This is a genomic window from Schaalia odontolytica (assembly GCF_024584435.1).
Lineage (GTDB): Bacteria > Actinomycetota > Actinomycetes > Actinomycetales > Actinomycetaceae > Pauljensenia.
In genome coordinates, this window is record NZ_CP102197.1 from 1,568,758 (window position 1) to 1,584,030 (window position 15,273).

Annotated in this window: 12 protein-coding genes; 7 read left to right on the top strand and 5 right to left on the bottom strand. The window is 66.0% G+C overall.

Annotated elements, in window-relative coordinates; genetic code table 11:
- Positions 1-22 precede the first annotated feature (22 nt).
- Positions 23-3,199 carry a DUF5979 domain-containing protein gene (locus NQK35_RS06970; RefSeq protein WP_257113678.1) on the bottom strand — a complete coding sequence of 1,059 codons (3,177 nt, stop codon included), beginning with the start codon at positions 3,197-3,199 and terminating at the stop codon, positions 23-25.
- 349 nt (positions 3,200-3,548) lie between these two features.
- On the opposite strand from NQK35_RS06970, the gene NQK35_RS06975 reads away from it, so the two are divergent.
- From NQK35_RS06975 to NQK35_RS06990, 4 genes are all read left to right on the top strand, one after another.
- Positions 3,549-5,924, top strand: a complete 2,376-nt coding sequence (locus NQK35_RS06975; protein WP_257113679.1) for an alpha-L-fucosidase — start codon at positions 3,549-3,551, stop codon at positions 5,922-5,924.
- A gap of 78 nt (positions 5,925-6,002) precedes the next feature.
- Positions 6,003-7,166 (top strand): SAM-dependent methyltransferase, encoded by a 1,164-nt coding sequence (locus NQK35_RS06980; protein ID WP_257113681.1) that lies wholly within the window; start codon positions 6,003-6,005, stop codon positions 7,164-7,166.
- Between the two features lie 91 nt (positions 7,167-7,257).
- On the top strand, positions 7,258-7,641 hold the full coding sequence (locus NQK35_RS06985) for a VOC family protein (RefSeq protein WP_009213099.1): 384 nt from the start codon (positions 7,258-7,260) through the stop codon (positions 7,639-7,641).
- A gap of 213 nt (positions 7,642-7,854) precedes the next feature.
- Complete coding sequence (locus NQK35_RS06990) at positions 7,855-8,325, top strand: GNAT family N-acetyltransferase (protein WP_257113682.1); 471 nt, start codon at positions 7,855-7,857, stop codon at positions 8,323-8,325.
- Positions 8,326-8,949: 624 nt separating this feature from the next.
- On the opposite strand, the gene NQK35_RS06995 is transcribed toward NQK35_RS06990, so the two are convergent.
- A complete protein-coding gene (locus NQK35_RS06995; protein ID WP_257113683.1) occupies positions 8,950-9,789 on the bottom strand; it encodes an aldo/keto reductase in 840 nt (279 codons plus the stop codon).
- Between the two features lie 47 nt (positions 9,790-9,836).
- Here NQK35_RS06995 and NQK35_RS07000 point away from each other — a divergent pair, with 47 nt between their 5' ends.
- Complete coding sequence (locus tag NQK35_RS07000; protein ID WP_257113684.1) at positions 9,837-11,141, top strand: M18 family aminopeptidase; 1,305 nt, start codon at positions 9,837-9,839, stop codon at positions 11,139-11,141.
- 84 nt (positions 11,142-11,225) lie between these two features.
- On the opposite strand, the gene NQK35_RS07005 is transcribed toward NQK35_RS07000, so the two are convergent.
- From NQK35_RS07005 to NQK35_RS07015, 3 genes are all read right to left on the bottom strand, one after another.
- Positions 11,226-11,657, bottom strand: coding sequence for an Ohr family peroxiredoxin (locus NQK35_RS07005; RefSeq protein WP_257113685.1), 432 nt, complete (start codon positions 11,655-11,657; stop codon positions 11,226-11,228).
- Between the two features lie 74 nt (positions 11,658-11,731).
- A complete protein-coding gene (locus NQK35_RS07010) occupies positions 11,732-12,253 on the bottom strand; it encodes an NUDIX hydrolase (protein WP_048742079.1) in 522 nt (173 codons plus the stop codon).
- 18 nt (positions 12,254-12,271) lie between these two features.
- The gene (locus tag NQK35_RS07015; protein ID WP_257113686.1) at positions 12,272-13,846 is read right to left on the bottom strand and encodes an aspartate:alanine exchanger family transporter; all 1,575 of its coding nucleotides are present in this window, start codon (positions 13,844-13,846) and stop codon (positions 12,272-12,274) included.
- A gap of 111 nt (positions 13,847-13,957) precedes the next feature.
- On the opposite strand from NQK35_RS07015, the gene NQK35_RS07020 reads away from it, so the two are divergent.
- Both NQK35_RS07020 and NQK35_RS07025 read left to right on the top strand, forming a co-directional pair.
- The gene (locus NQK35_RS07020) at positions 13,958-14,494 is read left to right on the top strand and encodes a DUF2510 domain-containing protein (protein WP_257113688.1); all 537 of its coding nucleotides are present in this window, start codon (positions 13,958-13,960) and stop codon (positions 14,492-14,494) included.
- Positions 14,491-15,207 carry a hypothetical protein gene (locus NQK35_RS07025; RefSeq protein ID WP_009213091.1) on the top strand — a complete coding sequence of 239 codons (717 nt, stop codon included), beginning with the start codon at positions 14,491-14,493 and terminating at the stop codon, positions 15,205-15,207. The genes NQK35_RS07020 and NQK35_RS07025 overlap by 4 nt, the downstream gene beginning before the upstream one ends.
- Positions 15,208-15,273 lie beyond the last annotated feature (66 nt).

Consider the following 15,273-nt stretch of genomic DNA (forward strand, 5'->3'; position numbering starts at 1 on the left):
GCTCGCTCAGCCGTTGATCACGTCAGCGACGCGCGCGGCGCAGGGCGAGGAGTCCTCCACCCATTCCCAGCAGGGTCAAGGTCGCCAGGGAGCCACCGAGCACATCGGCGCCGGTCCTGGCCAGGTTGGGACGGTCCCCACCATCGTGACCACCGGGGGTCTCGCTCGGCGTCGGAGTCTCGCTCGGCGTCGGGGTTGCCGACGGCGTCGGGTCCGGAACCGGGGTGTAGGTGTTGGTCACCTCGAGGGTGGCAACCTCGCCCGCCTTGATCACCACGGGATCAATCGTGGAGGTCTGGAGAGTGAAACCATCAACCGAGGCATCCTTCTCCGTCACCGTGCAGGTCGCACCGGCGGGGATGTCACGGGAGACCTTGGTGTCACCGGCGGCGACGTCCGTGATCGAACCGGAGGTCTTGGCCGCGTCATCACACACGTAGTCGAAGGAGAACGTCTTGTCGGCAGGAATGTCACCAACAACCTTCTTGGTCACGGCAATGTTGCCCGGAGCCGGGGTGTAGGTGTTGGTCATGAGAAGCGCAGTAACCTCGCCATCCTTGACGGTAACGGGATCCGCCACAGCACTGTCGAGGATGAAGCCATCAACCGCAGCCTCGGCCTCACGTTCGGTCACCAGACACTCGGCACCGGCCGGAATGTCACCGGATTCCTTGGTCTCGCCGGCGGCGACGTCCGTAATCGAACCGGAGGTCTTGGCCGGATCATCACACACGTAGTCGAAGGAGAACGTCTTACCCGCAGGAATGTCACCAACAACTTCCTTCGTCACCGAGATTTTGCCGACCTTCGGCGTGTACGTGTTGGTGACCTCGAGGGTGGCGACCTCGCCCGCCTTGACCATCACGGGATCAATCGTGGAGGTCTGGAGAGTGAAACCATCAACCGAGGCATCCTTCTCCGTCACCGTGCAGGTCGCACCAGCCGGAATATCGCGGGAGACCTTGGTGTCACCGGCGGCGACGTCCGTGATCGAACCGGAGGTCTTAGCCGGATCATCACACACGTAGTCGAAGGAGAACGTCTTACCCGCAGGAATGTCACCAACAACCTTCTTGGTCACGGCAATGTTGCCAGGAGCCGGGGTATAGGTGTTGGTCATGACAAGCGCAGCAACCTCGCCATCCTTGACGGTAACGGGATCCGCCACAGCACTGTCGAGGATGAAGCCATCAACCGCAGCCTCGGCCTCACGTTCGGTCACGAGACACTCGGCACCGTCCGGGATGTCGCCCGATTCCTTGGTCTCGCCGGCGGCGACGTTCAGGATCGAACCGGAGGTCTTCGCGGCGTCGTCACACACGTAGTCGAAGGAGAACGTCTTACCAGCCGGGATGCCACCAACAACTTCCTTCGTCACCGAGATCTTGCCGACCTTCGGCGTGTAGGTGTTGGTCACCTCAACGGCAGCAACCTCGCCCGCCTTGACCATCACGGGATCAATCGCGGAGGTTTCCAGGTTGCTTCCGTCGATGGAGGCGTCCCGTTCGGTCACCGTGCAGGTCGCGCCAGCGGGAATCTCAGCGGACTCCTTGGCCTGACCGGGAACGACATCCGTGATCGAGCCGGAGGTCTTCGCCGCATCGTCACACACGTAATCGAAAGCGAAGGTCTTGCCAGCCGGGATGTCACCAACAACCTTCTTGGTCACAGCAATCTTGCCGGGAGCCGCGGCTGCGGTGTTGGTCAGCGAGACCGAAGAGACGTTGTTCTCAGCGATGGTGAAGGAGACCTCGTTCACGGCGCTCGTGGATCCGACGGAGAAGGAGGGATCACCCTGCCAACGCAGAGCGGCCGGCAGCTGTGTGGAGTCGAGGGACTCCGTGAGCGTCACCTTGGTGCCCTTGGGGAAGGCCACACCGGCCACACCCTGCTCAACGGGAACCTTCATCGTGTAGGGGTTGGCTCCACCCTCGGGAGCGGTCCACTCGGGGTGGAGAGCCGGGTCCCAGCCAGCGGGGAGCTCGTACTTGACGTTAACCGTGACGGCCGTGGCGGCGGGGATCTGACCGGCGTCGGCACCGACCTGCGCTCCGAGGACGTACTTCTTCACGCCGAAGGCCCCGTATCCGGGCTTCATCTCAATGGTGTAGGTGATCGGGTCGCGGTAGCTGATCGCCGAGGTGATCGGGCCTTCCGCGTCACCCACCAGCGTCGCGCTGTTCGTGTACTGCTTCTCGGGGATGACGTTACCGTCGATCTTCGAGGAGTAGACGATCTCGTAGTTGATCGCCGGATCGAAGTTGCCGTCGGTACGAGTAAGCGTCACCGTCGCGGACTTGCCGTCTGCGGAGATCGTGCGTTCCAGCGTGTAGTTGCCGTAGGCCGTGTTGATGCCGGGCTGCCCGACTCGCGCGACCGTGGGGTACTGGTTCGGCGCGCTCTTAGGATCGACTCGAACGTACCAGGTGGAGTCGGCGGGCAGCAGCGTCTGACCGTCAGCGCCGAGGACATCGTTGAAGACGACCTTGTTCGCGTAGGTGCCTGCGGGCATTCCAGCACGCTCTGAGAGGCGGCGGCCGGAACCAGTAATGTGCCAGTTGATCTGGGTCGAGTCACGCTTCAGGGAGTTCGCGTACTTGCCGACGTTCTTCTCGGTCCACAGGCGCTGGACGATGGGCCCATCGTTCGGGTTCGGAACCTGAGTCTCGACGCCATTGGCATTGAAGGGAAGCTTCGTCAGCGGCGTTTCCTTCTGAGCCATGAGCATCTGATTCATCGTGCCCTTGACGTTGCCTTGAGCTGCGACAGCTTGATTGAAGGTACAGGTCATGACATCGGCGGCAGTCACACACTCGCCGACCTGCTCGCGGTTAAACATCAGCGGATCGCTACGCCCCACCTCGCGGAATCGGTAGTAGTGCGTAATATCAGGCAACGCGGCCCCCGTGGCCGGAAGACCAACCGTGAAGGAGTCGCCCGGCTGAGGGTTTGCCTCGGTGGCATCCCACTCGATATACATCCTCACCGGATCCTCAACCTGGGCACCCGCCCCTGGGATCTCCACTCCGTCCTTGTCGGACAGAACCAGCGGCTTGATCGCAACCTTAATGTTGGGGTTGACGGCGGCCTCGGCAGGCGCGGCCGAAAAGACGCCAAAGACGCCCATCCCGGTCGCGGCGAGGGCCAGCGCCGAAGCACCGACCGCCGCCCGCGCCCACTTAGCGCGGAGCATCGTCATCAATTCATCCTCCGTAGGGTTCGTATGGGTCCGCGCGACCAGGACATAGTGGCGGCCACGACGGTTACCAGACAGACTACGTGCGATCAGAAAGGCCCATAGGCCCCAAAGCTCAACAAACCCTGACCACCCCCTGGGAATTAACCCGCACACCGAGGAGAGGCCACCGGCACAACCCACAGACCCCACCACCCACAACTTTCCAACCAGTCACAATCCATACTATGCACTTCGTCACAGGCGATTCGACGCGCCGGAGCCCTCTCGCAGCAAATCGCGTTCGTCACTACCCTCCGCTAGACTGTCACCGCCTCCAAACCGGAGTTTCTCATCAATCAACGGAGACTTGATGCACATCACGAAACGAGTGGCTGGCACCCTCCTCGCCGGCCTCCTGACACTAGGAATGGCAGGTCCCGCCTTGGCCGACACGCCGACAGCAAACAGCCAGCAAACCGGCGACTCCACCCCAACACAGCAGGCCACGTACGACGCTCGCTATGCGATTCCGGCGGCCGTGCCAGCATCCGCCGAGGACAAGGTTGCCCAGTGGCAGGACATGAAGTACGCCATGTTCATCCATTGGGGCGTCTACTCCTCCTACGCCGGCTGGTACAAGGGGCAAAAGCAGGAGGTCGGGTACCCCGAGCAGATCAAGGCCTGGGGTCACCAGCAGACGTGGGACAGCCGGATCCCCCTGCAGGGAATCCCACGCGAGGAGTACCTAGCCACCGCTCAGACCTTCGAGGCCCCGAACTTCGACGCCACCGCATGGTGCCAGCAAGCTAAAGACACCGGCATGAAGATGCTGCTCATCACCTCGAAGCACCACGATGGCTTCGCCATGTGGGACACGGTAACGACCGACTACAACTTCACCAAGCAGTCGCCGTCCCACCGCGACCCGCTCCTTGAGCTGTCGCAGGCCTGCAAGAAGGTCGGCATCAAGTTCGGTCTCTACTTCTCCAACATCGACTGGGAGAAGCAGCCCGAGAACCCCTGGCAGAACGCCAATACGCTGGACGAAGAGGGCTACATGGAGTACATCCACGCCCAGCTGAAGGAACTCCTCGGAGGAAAGTACGGGGAGATCTCCGAACTCTGGTACGACATGGGCAAGCCCAACCCCGCCCAATCCGATCAGCTGCGCACATGGGCGCACGAGCTGCAGCCGAACATCATGATCAACTCGCGCGTCGGCAACGACCGGGCCGACTTCGAGGTCGGATGGGACAACGAGATGCAGTCGGAGCAGACCCAGGGCCCCTGGGAATCGGCGGTCTCCATCTTCCACAAGACCTGGGGCTACGCGAACTGGGACGACGCCGCGCCCACGTATAAGGACACCGGGTACCCGGACTACTCCGAAGAGGAGTGGGACCATATCCGCCAGGTCGACAACACGACCGCCCTGCGCAAGGCGCCCGGCGGCGCCAAGACGAAGACCACCGAGATCGTGGGCAACCTCTTCTCGACGGTCGCCCTGGGCGGACAGTTCCTCTTCAACGTCGGACCGAAGTTCGACGGCTCCTACGACCCGTGGGACGCCTCGGTCCTGGCGGGCATCGGTGACTGGAACCGCGCCCACCCTGGAATCCTCAACAATTCCCGACCCGCCCACTTCCCGATCGAGACCTGGGGCAAGACCATGGTCGACGACTCCCACATCTACATGGGCATCGAGAAGTGGCCCGCAGACGACATGATTACTCTGCGCGGCGCAGGCGCCAACGACATCTCCTCGGTGAGGCTCGACGGCTCCGACGCGGCTCTGACCTACAAGGTTGAGGGCAACGACCTCGTCATCACCCTGCCCGCCAAGCCCGACGAGATCCTTCCCGTCGTGACGGTCACCACTAAGGGCACTCCCAACTATGTGCCCACCGGGCTGACCACGATCGGCTCGGAGCCGACCACGATCCCCGCCAGCGGCCTTGAGAAGTTCAAGGCCCCCACGCCCAAGACCGGCGAGACCAGCTTCACCGCGTCCATTACGTCCGGTGACAAGGTTGCCTCCGGTCTTACTGTCGCCTTCGAGACAAAGGGCTTCACGGACGACTACGCGAAGTACAAGGTCACCGTCGACGGCCAGGTCATTTCCGGCCTGAGCGTCGCCGACCTGAACGCCGGCGTCGGTCCCTTCGCAACAGGCCCGAACCAGACCGCGCGCGTCACCCTCGAGTACGACAACCCGGCCTACGCTCTCAAGGGCTTCGGCAAGGACACGTCCGTCACGTCAGTTACCGTCAAGGCCGAGACCCTCACCACCCCCGCCGTCACGGTCGAGCCCTCGACCGTCGAAGCTGGCAAGACCGTCACCGTGAAGGGCACGGGCTTCGCCCCCGAATCCTCCGTGACCCTCACGCTGCACTCCGAGCCCGTCGAGGTCGGCACCGCCACCGTGGGAGAGGACGGATCTCTCACGGCGACCGTGACGGTGCCTGCCACGACTGAGGCGGGCGAGCACACCCTCGTTGCTGCCTCGGCTTCCCCAAGCGTCACCGCGTCGGCTCCACTGACTGTCACCCGAGCGCCCGCGGCTCCCACCCAGGAGCCGAGCGCCGCGCCGAGCCCGAGTTCTTCGGCCGCTCCCGCGCCCGACCAGGGAGGCACGGGAGGCCTGGCGCGCACCGGCAGCCACGCGGTGTTTGCCGGCGTGGTGGCCGCACTGGCTGCGGGGGCGGGCACCGCCTTCGTTCGCCGCTCGCGCCGCGCGAAGGCCTAGCGCCCGCGTGGGAATGACCACCACCTAGCGGGGTGGGGCGTACCCGATCGGGTGCCCCACCCCGCTTACACTTGGGGGATGCGCTGCGACCACTACGACGCCGGGACCTGCCACTCCTGCTCCCTGCTCCCCCTCCCCTACGATCGTCAGCTCGCCGACAAGGAACACGCCGTCGCGGGCACGCTCTCGCTCGTCCCGGGGGCCGGGAACATCCGATGGCTCACCCCCGCCTCGTCGGAGCAGTCGGGGTTCCGCACGAGCGTGAAGCTCGTCGTCGGAGGCACTCGCAGGCGCCCCACCCTGGGGGTCCTCGGACCGGACCGGCGAGGCGTCGACCTGCCCGGATGTCCGATCCAGCATCCCGCCATCAACCGCGCCACTCCCGGCCTCAAGCGCTTCATTCGTTCCCTGAACCTCACCCCCTACGACGTGCCCGCCAGGCGCGGGGAACTCAAGAACATCCTCATCACCGTCGGCGCTGGGCAGCGCCTCATGATCCGCTTCGTGCTTCGCACCCGTGACCGCGTGTCCGACATACGCTCCGCCCTTCCCCTGTTACGCGATCTGGTGCCGGCCGCTCACGTCGTCACCGCAAACATCCACCCCACCCACGAGGCCATCGTCGAGGGTCCCGACGAGATCATCCTGACACGCGCCCGCACCCTCCCGCTGACCGTGGAGGGGCTTGCGCTGGGGCCCCGCTCCTTCGCTCAGACCAACGCCCGCGTTGCCGCGGCGCTCTACGAGCAGGCCTCCCGGTGGGCGAGGCTTCCCCTGCCCGACGGGCGCGTGCCGGAGGGCCTGTGGGACCTGTACTGCGGGGTCGGCGGATTCGCGCTTGCGTGTGCGCGCGGTGGGATCCCCCATGTGACCGGCGTCGAGGTGTCGGCGGGGGCGATCTCGTCCGCGATCACCGCCGCGCGAACAGCGGGTCTTCGGCGCGACGAGGCCCGTTTTATCTGTGACGACGCGATCGCGTGGGCGCGCGCCCAGCCCGCATCGACCGTCCCCGACGTCATCGTCGTCAATCCCCCGCGCCGAGGCATCGGCCCGGATTTGGCCGCATACCTGAACGAATGCGGCGCCCCCCGCGTCATCTACTCCTCGTGCAATCCAACCTCGCTCGCCCAGGACCTAACGGTGATGCCCGCGCTGCGCCCCGTCGAAGGCAGGGTCTTCGACATGTTTCCGCACACGAGCCACGTGGAGGCAGCCGTGCTGCTGGAGCGGGCGGGGGCGTAGCGAGGCTACACGCGGCCGCGGGCGGACCCGCGCCTCGCGCACAACCGTTACACTGACGCAAAACGACACTGCCCACGAAAGGCTCGCGCCCATGAGGATCGAACACGTCGCGATGTACGTCAACGACCTCGAGGCCGCGCGCGACTTCTTCGTCCGCTACCTTGACGGCCGCTCCGACGGCGGCTACCACAACACGACGACGGGTTTTCGATCCTACTTCATCACTTTCGAGGACGGCCCGCGCCTGGAAGTCATGACGAAGCCGCGCATGGACGATGCCGTCAAGGGCATCAATCGGACGGGGTACGCGCACATCGCTTTCTCTGTCGGAAGCAAGGAAGCGGTCGACGCGATGACCGCCACGCTCAGGACGGAAGGATACGAGGTCGTGAGCGGCCCCAGAACAACCGGCGACGGCTACTACGAGAGCTGCGTCGTGGCCATCGAGGGAAACCAGATCGAGATCACGATCTGATGCCGCTGCGTGCGCATTATCGTTGATGCGCCCGCCGTCAACCTCACGCGGCTCACCGAGTCGTATGGCGTCCATCGTGGGCGAGTAACTGCACGGAGCACCCACGTGTCCGCCAACTGGCGTCGCCTCGCAAGACCCCCATTCCACGCTTCGCGCTCTGCTCACGCCTCGCGCTGCGCGCCCGCTACACTGGACCCAGACGTTAGGAGAACCATGTCCGTCGAACTCATCACCGCCGCCTCCCCCGAGGTCCACGAGGCCATGGGACGCCTCGTCCCCCAGCTTTCCCACTCTGCCACCCCGATGAGCGCCACCGATGTCGAGCGCTTCCTGTCCCAGCCAGGCGTACACCTCTTCGTGTTCCGTCCCGACCAGGCCGACGCGGAGGGGCAGCGCCCCATCCTGGGCATGCTGTCCTTGGCCACCTTCGAGATTCCCACTGGCGTGCGCGCCTGGGTCGAAGACGTCGTCGTTGACGAGGCCGCTCGCGGCCAGGGCGCCGGCCAGTCCCTCGTGGTCGCGGCCATCGAGCACGCCCAGAAGGTCGGTGCCCGCACGGTCGACCTGACGTCGCGGCCCTCGCGCGAGGCAGCCAACCGCCTCTACCAGCGGGCGGGATTCCAGCTGCGCGAAACCAACGTGTACCGGGTGACGCTTGAGCAGCACAAGAACGGGGCGTTGTAGCCTTGGGATGCCAGCATTGACGAGGAGTCAGCACGCCCACCTGAGGCCCCCTCACGCGCCAGACACGACCGGCCGCGATTGCGGGAGCTAGCTGGCGGCCGGTCAGCAGGCCGATCAGCACCTGGGGCGGCCCCCGCCCGTGCCACGGATCCCCCGGATCGGCAAGCGCCGCGAGGCCTGCGGCCCGGCGGTTCACGTGGGCACCAAGGTGGCGCCATCAGGACTGTCGCGGATAGGTTATGGCCAGGCGGATAGGTTATCGGCACGCGGATACGTTACTAAGCTATCCGCATGCTCATAACCTATCCACGAAGCAACAACCTATCCGCGTCGGGAGTGGACTCCGAGCCCACCCGGATCGTCGCAGGCAGGACCCAACAACCTATCCCCGTCGGGAGTGGGCGTTGACACGACTGCACTAGTTCCAGAAGCTATCCGCCAGTAGGCGCAGCATGGCACTCGTCACGCAGTACGATGCTGGACCAACCGGTACAATGCGCCTGCGCGACGAATTCAATTGCCGATCCCTGAACCCGCCCGATGGAAGGGCGGCGCGGACGGCGAGCGGGCGGGCAGGCCACGCGGCGGTCGGATATCAGGCGGCGCTCAACACCCCCCGGGACGTTAGAACTCCTCGTAGACCGCCGGATCCTGGCCCGCCTGGCGGCCGTCGGGCCGACCGAGCGCGCTCATCGCCGCCATGTGCGTGGAAGACAGCGAGAACGAGAAAATGTCGAGGTTGTCGCGCTGACGCTCGGCAGACCCGGACTTGGGCAGGGGAATCGTGCCGAGCTGGTAGTGCCAGCGCAGGATGAGGCGCGCGGGGGACACCCCGACCTGCTCGGCCAGCGCAACCACGGCGGGGTCCTCGACGATGCGCCACTTGCGCCCCAGCGGGCTCCAGGACTGCGTGCGTACGCCGACACGCTCGTGATAGGCCAGGGCCTCGGGCTGCGGGAAGTAGGGGTGAAGCTCGATCTGGTTGACGCTGGGATACTCCCCCGTTTCTTCCCGCAGGCGCTCCAGGTGTTCGGGCAGGAAATTGCAGACGCCGACGGATCGCACAAGCCCGCGAGCGCGCGCATCCAACAGAGCCTGGAAAGCCTCGACGTACAGGCCCCGCTCCGGGTTGGGCCAGTGGATCAGGTACATGTCCCAGTAGTCCAGCCCGGCGCGCATGAGCGATTCTTCGACGGTTTCGAGCGCCTCCTCGTAGCGTTGGTGTCGGCCGGGGAGCTTGGAGACGAGGCGAAGCTCCTCACGGGGGAGCCCACTGCGGCACACCGCCTGCCCCACGGCCCCCTCGTTCTCGTAGTTGAAGGCGCTATCGAGCATCCGGTAGCCAGCCTCGATCCCCGACAGCATGGAAGACACACCCCCAAAACCGCGCAGGTTGTAGGTGCCCAGCGCGATCGCGGGGACGACGAAACCGTCGCTCAGGGTGTATGCGGGAATCTCACTCATGCCTCAAGCGTAGGCCACCGCTTGGCGCCTCGTTCTACCATTGGGATATGGCACAGCTTGAATTGGACGACGTCCACGCGAACGCAGTGGACTATCAGCATTTCCTCCTCGACTCCCCCTCCCCCTACCACGCCGCCGAGGTCGTGGCTGAGCGCCTGGTGGACGCCGGCTTCACGCGGGTCGATGAAAAGGACCCGTGGGATGCACGCCCCGGCGGGCACGTCATGGTACGAGGCGGGGCCGTCGCTGCATGGCTGGTCCCGTCGAACGTGACCGAGGACGCGGGATTCCGCATCGTGGGCGCACACACGGATTCGCCGGCCTTCTCCGTCAAGCCCTCGGTCCAGTCGACCACGCCGGACGGCTGGGGTCAGATCGACGTCGAGGTGTACGGCGGAATGATGTGGAACTCGTGGCTGGACCGGGAGCTGACCCTGGCGGGTCGTCTGGTCCTGCGCGACGGCGAGGTCGTGCTGGCTCGCACCGGACCGATCACTCGCATCCCGCAGTTGGCCATTCACCTGGACCGGGGGGTGAACACGGAGGGGCTGACGCTCGATCCGCAGAAGCACCTGCACCCCGTGTGGACCGTGGACAATCCCTACGGCAACGTCCTGGAGTACGTTGCGCGGACGGCGGGCCTGGCCGACGCGTCGGGCGTGGCCGCCTTCGATCTGATCCTCACGCCGAGTCAGGGCCCGGGCTTCTTCGGCGACAAGGGGCAGTTTGTGGCGGCATCGCGACAGGACAACCTCTCCAGCGTGCACCCGGGCCTGGTGGCGTTGGAGCGCCTCGCCTCCGACGGGGTGCCCGAGTCCGGAGACGTCACGGTCTTCGTGTGTTTCGATCACGAGGAGGTCGGCTCGGGATCTCGCACGGGCGCGGCGGGCCCGCTGTTGGAGACGGTCCTGCGCCGCACGGCGGCCGCACTTGGCCGCGACGCGGATGGTTACGAGCGCATGCTCGCCTCCTCCTCGTGCATCAGCGCGGACGCCGCTCACTCGGTGCACCCGAACTACGCGGGTCACCACGACCCGGACAACCGCCCGATGATGGGACGCGGCCCGGTTCTCAAGATCAACTCCAAGCAGCGCTACGCGACCGATGGCGAGGGGATCGCCCTGTGGAATCGAGCGTGCGCGGCTGCGGCAGTCCCCTCGCAGAGCTTCGTGGGCAACAACGCGATGCCGTGCGGGACGACGATCGGCCCGCTGACCGCAACGCGCCTGGGAATCCTGACGGTGGACGTGGGCATCGGGCTTTTGTCGATGCACTCGGCCCGGGAAATGAGCCACATTGACGACCTCTATGCCCTGTCGGCGGCCCTGGAGGCTTACTGGCGCGGCGCGTAGGAGAGCGCAGCCTCTTTGCCCCCGCCCCTGCGAAAAACCCCGGCCTCATTGAGGCCGGGGTTTTTCGTGTCGCTCTGCCCGCGATCAGAGGGCGGGCACCGCCTTCACCGTGACGGGAACGTTGCCGCGCGTGGCCTTGGAGTAGGGGCACAGCTCGTGGGCTCGATCGGCAAGCGCCTGAACGCGGTCCAGCTCGACGCCGGGGACGAACACCTCGAGGGTGGCGGTAATCGCGTAGGACTCACCCTCGGGGCCAAAGCCGACGGTGGTGCGCACGACGGAGTTCGCGGTGTCGATGCCCATCTGCTTGGCGGCCAGACCCATGGCGCCCTGGAAGCAGGCGCCGTAGCCCATGGCGAAGAGGGCCTCGGGATTGGCCCCGCCGCCGGGGCCACCCAGCTCCTTGGGGGCGCGCAGGTCGAGGGTGAGGCCCAGCGCGTCAACGGTGGAAGTTCCGGCGCGGCCGCCGGTGGAGTCGGCGGCCACTGAGTAAACGATGTTGTTTGGTGTATCCATGCCTCTATCTCACCACTGGGACTTCAGTCCCGCAAGACGTGCCGCACGCAAGACGCGGCCCGGTCGCCTCGCCGTTAGCGCGTCAGGAAGTCGGCGCGCGGCTGCCCGCTGAGCGCCTTGGCAATCGTGCGCCGGAAGCGCTCGTTCATCGGGGGCAGCTGATCGCCACGGAAAAAGGACGCCTCGCTGTTCTCTCCGTCCGCGGGTCGGGGGTGACCGGTGAGCCACTGGGCGGCGAAGGCAACATCGAGGTAGGTCGTCACATCGCCGTTGTCGTAGGTGACGGGGCCGACAACCTCGACGGACAGGAGCCGCCGCACGTCGATATCAACGTCGGTCTCCTCCTTGGCCTCGCGGGCGGCAGCGAGCGCGGGCTCCTCACCGGGATCAACGATCCCGGTGACGGGGGTCCAGGCGCCGTTGTCGCTGCGTCGCACGCACAGAATCTCGACGCTCCCGGGGTCGATCGGGCTCTCCCAGTCGATCGGCGCGTCGGCGCGGGCCGACCGCATGACGACGACCGTTGTTCCCGGCATCCACAGGGGCGCGTGACCCACGTGACGCCGAAGCTCCAGCACGAAGTCGGGTGTTGCCATGGCCCCAAGTCTATGCCGTCACAGGAAAGATGTGATGACGGGTATCAGGAGGATCTTCACGATGATCGCGAACGCGAAGAGGGTGGCGTACGCCCCCTCGATGCGCTCGTCACTCACGCGCGCGTCCGCGGCCTGCAGGACGGCGGGCTGTCCGAGGAAGCCCGCAACGCCTCCGGCCGCACGCGCGGCCGAGATCCCGATGAGCTTGCCGCCAAAAGCCTGAGCGAGGCAGCAGGCGACAACCATCACGAACGCCAGCAGCGCGGCACGCCACCCCTCGGGACTGCCGAGCAGGGTCGCGAATTGGGGACCCGCATTGAGCCCCAGGGCCGCAAGGAAGAGCATGAGGCCGATCTGGCGGATGGTGAGATTGGCGGCCGCCGGAAGCGTCCACACGAGCGGTCCCGTGCGACGCAAGGCCCCCAGGAGCATGCCGACAATCAGCGGCCCCGCAGCCGCGCCAAGCTGGAAGGCTTGGCCGCCCGGCAGGGGGAAAGACACGATGCCCAGGAGGAGCCCCAGGACCATGCCGATGCCGAAAGCCATGCCGTCAACCTCGGCAACCCTCCTCTCGGAGTCTCCGAGCCACTCGGCGATGTCATCGAGCTCATCCGTGGGAACCACGACCGCCACGTGGTCGCCGAGCTGCAGGTCGAGGTCGTCGCGGGCCAACAGATCCAGGTCGCCTCTGCGCACGCGCGTGATGACGGCGCCAAAACGCTTCGTGACGTTCAACTCCGAGACGGCACGCCCCGCAACATCGGGGTTGGAGACGACGATCCGCTCGAAAGCCAGGTCGGAGCGGTCATCCTCGAGGTTGTGATCCAAGATCTCGCCGACGAGGGGGGCGGTCTCTTGGATGGACGCCGGATCACCGACCAGGACCACGTGATCCCCCGGTAGCAGGTCTTCTCCGGGAGCGATGACGCGGGTTCGTCCGTCTCGACGCAGGTAGGACAGGCGCACGCGCTGTTGACGCCAGGCGGCAATGTCGCGCGTATTGATTCCCTGTGTCACGTGGACGCTGACCGCCTCGAGGGAGGCACCCGCCAGGGAGGGGGTGTCCTTGGGTCCCAGCCACCGCCTCGTCACCGTGATGGTCACCACGAGGATTCCAACGATGACGCCGATCGGGTAGCCGAACGCGTAGCCGACGGCCGCGTTGGGGTCCCCCGTGACGCGCGTCGCCGTGTCGAGGGCGGGCGCCGCCGTCAGCGCTCCCGTGAACAAGCCGGATGTGAGTCCGGGCGACAGGCCGAGGACGTTCCCACCGACGAGCGCGATGAGGGCACCCACGAGACACACGACCGTCGTGAGAGCCAGGAGGTTCGTCTGCTTGCGCAGGTCCTGGAAGAACGTCGCACCGGCCGAAATGCCGACCGCGTAGACGAAGAACGCGAGGCCCATGGCCTGGACGATCGACATGTGGGAACTCACGACCTCGGGATGCATCGCCGACACCACGAGTCCAACGAAGAGAGCGCCTGCGGCGCCGAATCGCAGCGGACCGATCCTGATGGCGCCAATGGCGGCCCCGAGCGCTACGACAAGAAAGAGCGCAAGAAGGGGTGAGGAGGTGAAGAGAGCGGCCATGCCTGCCAGGGTACCCGCGCCCTTCGCCGGTGGCCGAGACCAGGAGCTGAGTCGGCGCGTTATGAAGCTCACGGATTGGCTACACTGGGGCCAGAAACTGAAAGGATGGTCATGTCTCAACCAGCACCCGGATGGTATCCAGACCCCGCCGGCACGTCGCGCCTGCGGTGGTGGAACGGCGGCATGTGGACGGAGCAATTCCAGCCGATGCCCGCCCAGCAGGGCATGCCCTCGCAGGGTGCGCCCCACGCATCCACGTCAGCGCCCGACGGGGGGATGGGCGCCTCGCCCGCGTCGAACGGCGCCCATCTGCCTGCCAACCAGCAGGCGCCGGCGGTCTCCTCCGCCCTCTACAGCCCCGATCCAGCCTCGCCTCAGCTGCCCGATTCCGGCGTTGACGCGCCCGGAGCGTACCAGGTGGCCGCCCAGAAGAAGAGCGGATCCAAGTGGCTGATTGGCGCGATCGCCTCCTGGGTGGCGGTGGGGATTCTGCTGGTCTCCTCGCTGATCGCGGGAGCGACCTACAAGGCCAGTGGGGAAAAGCTGTCACAGGCCGAGAACGACCGCGCCAGCGCGCAGACCGAGCTCGACAGCGCGCGGTCCGAACTCGATCAGGCCAAGCAGGAGCTTGAGGAGGCTCAGAAGTGAGTTACATTCCCGCGACGCAATCCGCCCCGCGTCCCGCCTCCCCCGCGAGCAAGATCCTGACGATCATCGGCGCCGCCGTCGCGCTCCTCCTTCTCGTCGTCTCGGTCATGCTGGGGTTCGGAAGCCACTCGCACAAGCAGCAGGCAGCCCAGGCCGCCGAGGAGGCACAGTCCCTTCGCAACCAGACCAGGGACGTGGAGACGGAGATCGCAACCGTGCATACGCAGACCACGCAGGCCACGAACAAGAAGGAGGCGACGGCCTGGTGCGACGGCTTCACGAGCTCCGACTCCTCACCCGATGCCATCGACAAGAAGGCCCGCGCCCTGCTGAGCGCGCCGCAGCCGCGCAAGGACGCTATCGCCGAGGTCTGCCCGAAGAAGAAGGAGTTTGCCGAGGCGTTCGCGAAGGATGCCGCGGGGAGGGTCGTTGACTCAGACTTTTCGTGCATGTCCGACGGCTCCTCCGTCACGGTGTCCGGGACAGCAACCGTGGCTGGTCCCACGCTCGCATCCCTAGGGAGCTACGACGTACGGATCGGCATCGTGGTCACGTCGGGGGCGGAAACCTCCGGGGTCGCCCCCTCGGACACGATCTCCATGACTATCCCGCAGGGGGGCAGCGCTCCGTTCTCGTCGACCGTTCCGGATCCGTCCAACTCGACGGGCCGGTGCGCCGTCAGGACCCTCGGTCTGTGGCCGAGCGGAGTATAGTCGGGTGGTTGCCCACAATCCCTTGGGTCACGGCATCCCCTGACCCGCCACCCTTGTCATTCAACA

Excerpts from the sequence above, each read along its gene's own strand:
- NQK35_RS06970 (WP_257113678.1), bottom strand. The coding sequence starts at position 3,199 with ATGACGATGCTCCGCGCTAAGTGGGCGCGGGCGGCGGTCGGTGCTTCG.
- NQK35_RS06975 (WP_257113679.1), top strand. The coding sequence starts at position 3,549 with ATGCACATCACGAAACGAGTGGCTGGCACCCTCCTCGCCGGCCTCCTG.
- NQK35_RS06980 (WP_257113681.1), top strand. The coding sequence starts at position 6,003 with ATGCGCTGCGACCACTACGACGCCGGGACCTGCCACTCCTGCTCCCTG.
- NQK35_RS06985 (WP_009213099.1), top strand. The coding sequence starts at position 7,258 with ATGAGGATCGAACACGTCGCGATGTACGTCAACGACCTCGAGGCCGCG.
- NQK35_RS06990 (WP_257113682.1), top strand. The coding sequence starts at position 7,855 with ATGTCCGTCGAACTCATCACCGCCGCCTCCCCCGAGGTCCACGAGGCC.
- NQK35_RS06995 (WP_257113683.1), bottom strand. The coding sequence starts at position 9,789 with ATGAGTGAGATTCCCGCATACACCCTGAGCGACGGTTTCGTCGTCCCC.
- NQK35_RS07000 (WP_257113684.1), top strand. The coding sequence starts at position 9,837 with ATGGCACAGCTTGAATTGGACGACGTCCACGCGAACGCAGTGGACTAT.
- NQK35_RS07005 (WP_257113685.1), bottom strand. The coding sequence starts at position 11,657 with ATGGATACACCAAACAACATCGTTTACTCAGTGGCCGCCGACTCCACC.
- NQK35_RS07010 (WP_048742079.1), bottom strand. The coding sequence starts at position 12,253 with ATGGCAACACCCGACTTCGTGCTGGAGCTTCGGCGTCACGTGGGTCAC.
- NQK35_RS07015 (WP_257113686.1), bottom strand. The coding sequence starts at position 13,846 with ATGGCCGCTCTCTTCACCTCCTCACCCCTTCTTGCGCTCTTTCTTGTC.
- NQK35_RS07020 (WP_257113688.1), top strand. The coding sequence starts at position 13,958 with ATGTCTCAACCAGCACCCGGATGGTATCCAGACCCCGCCGGCACGTCG.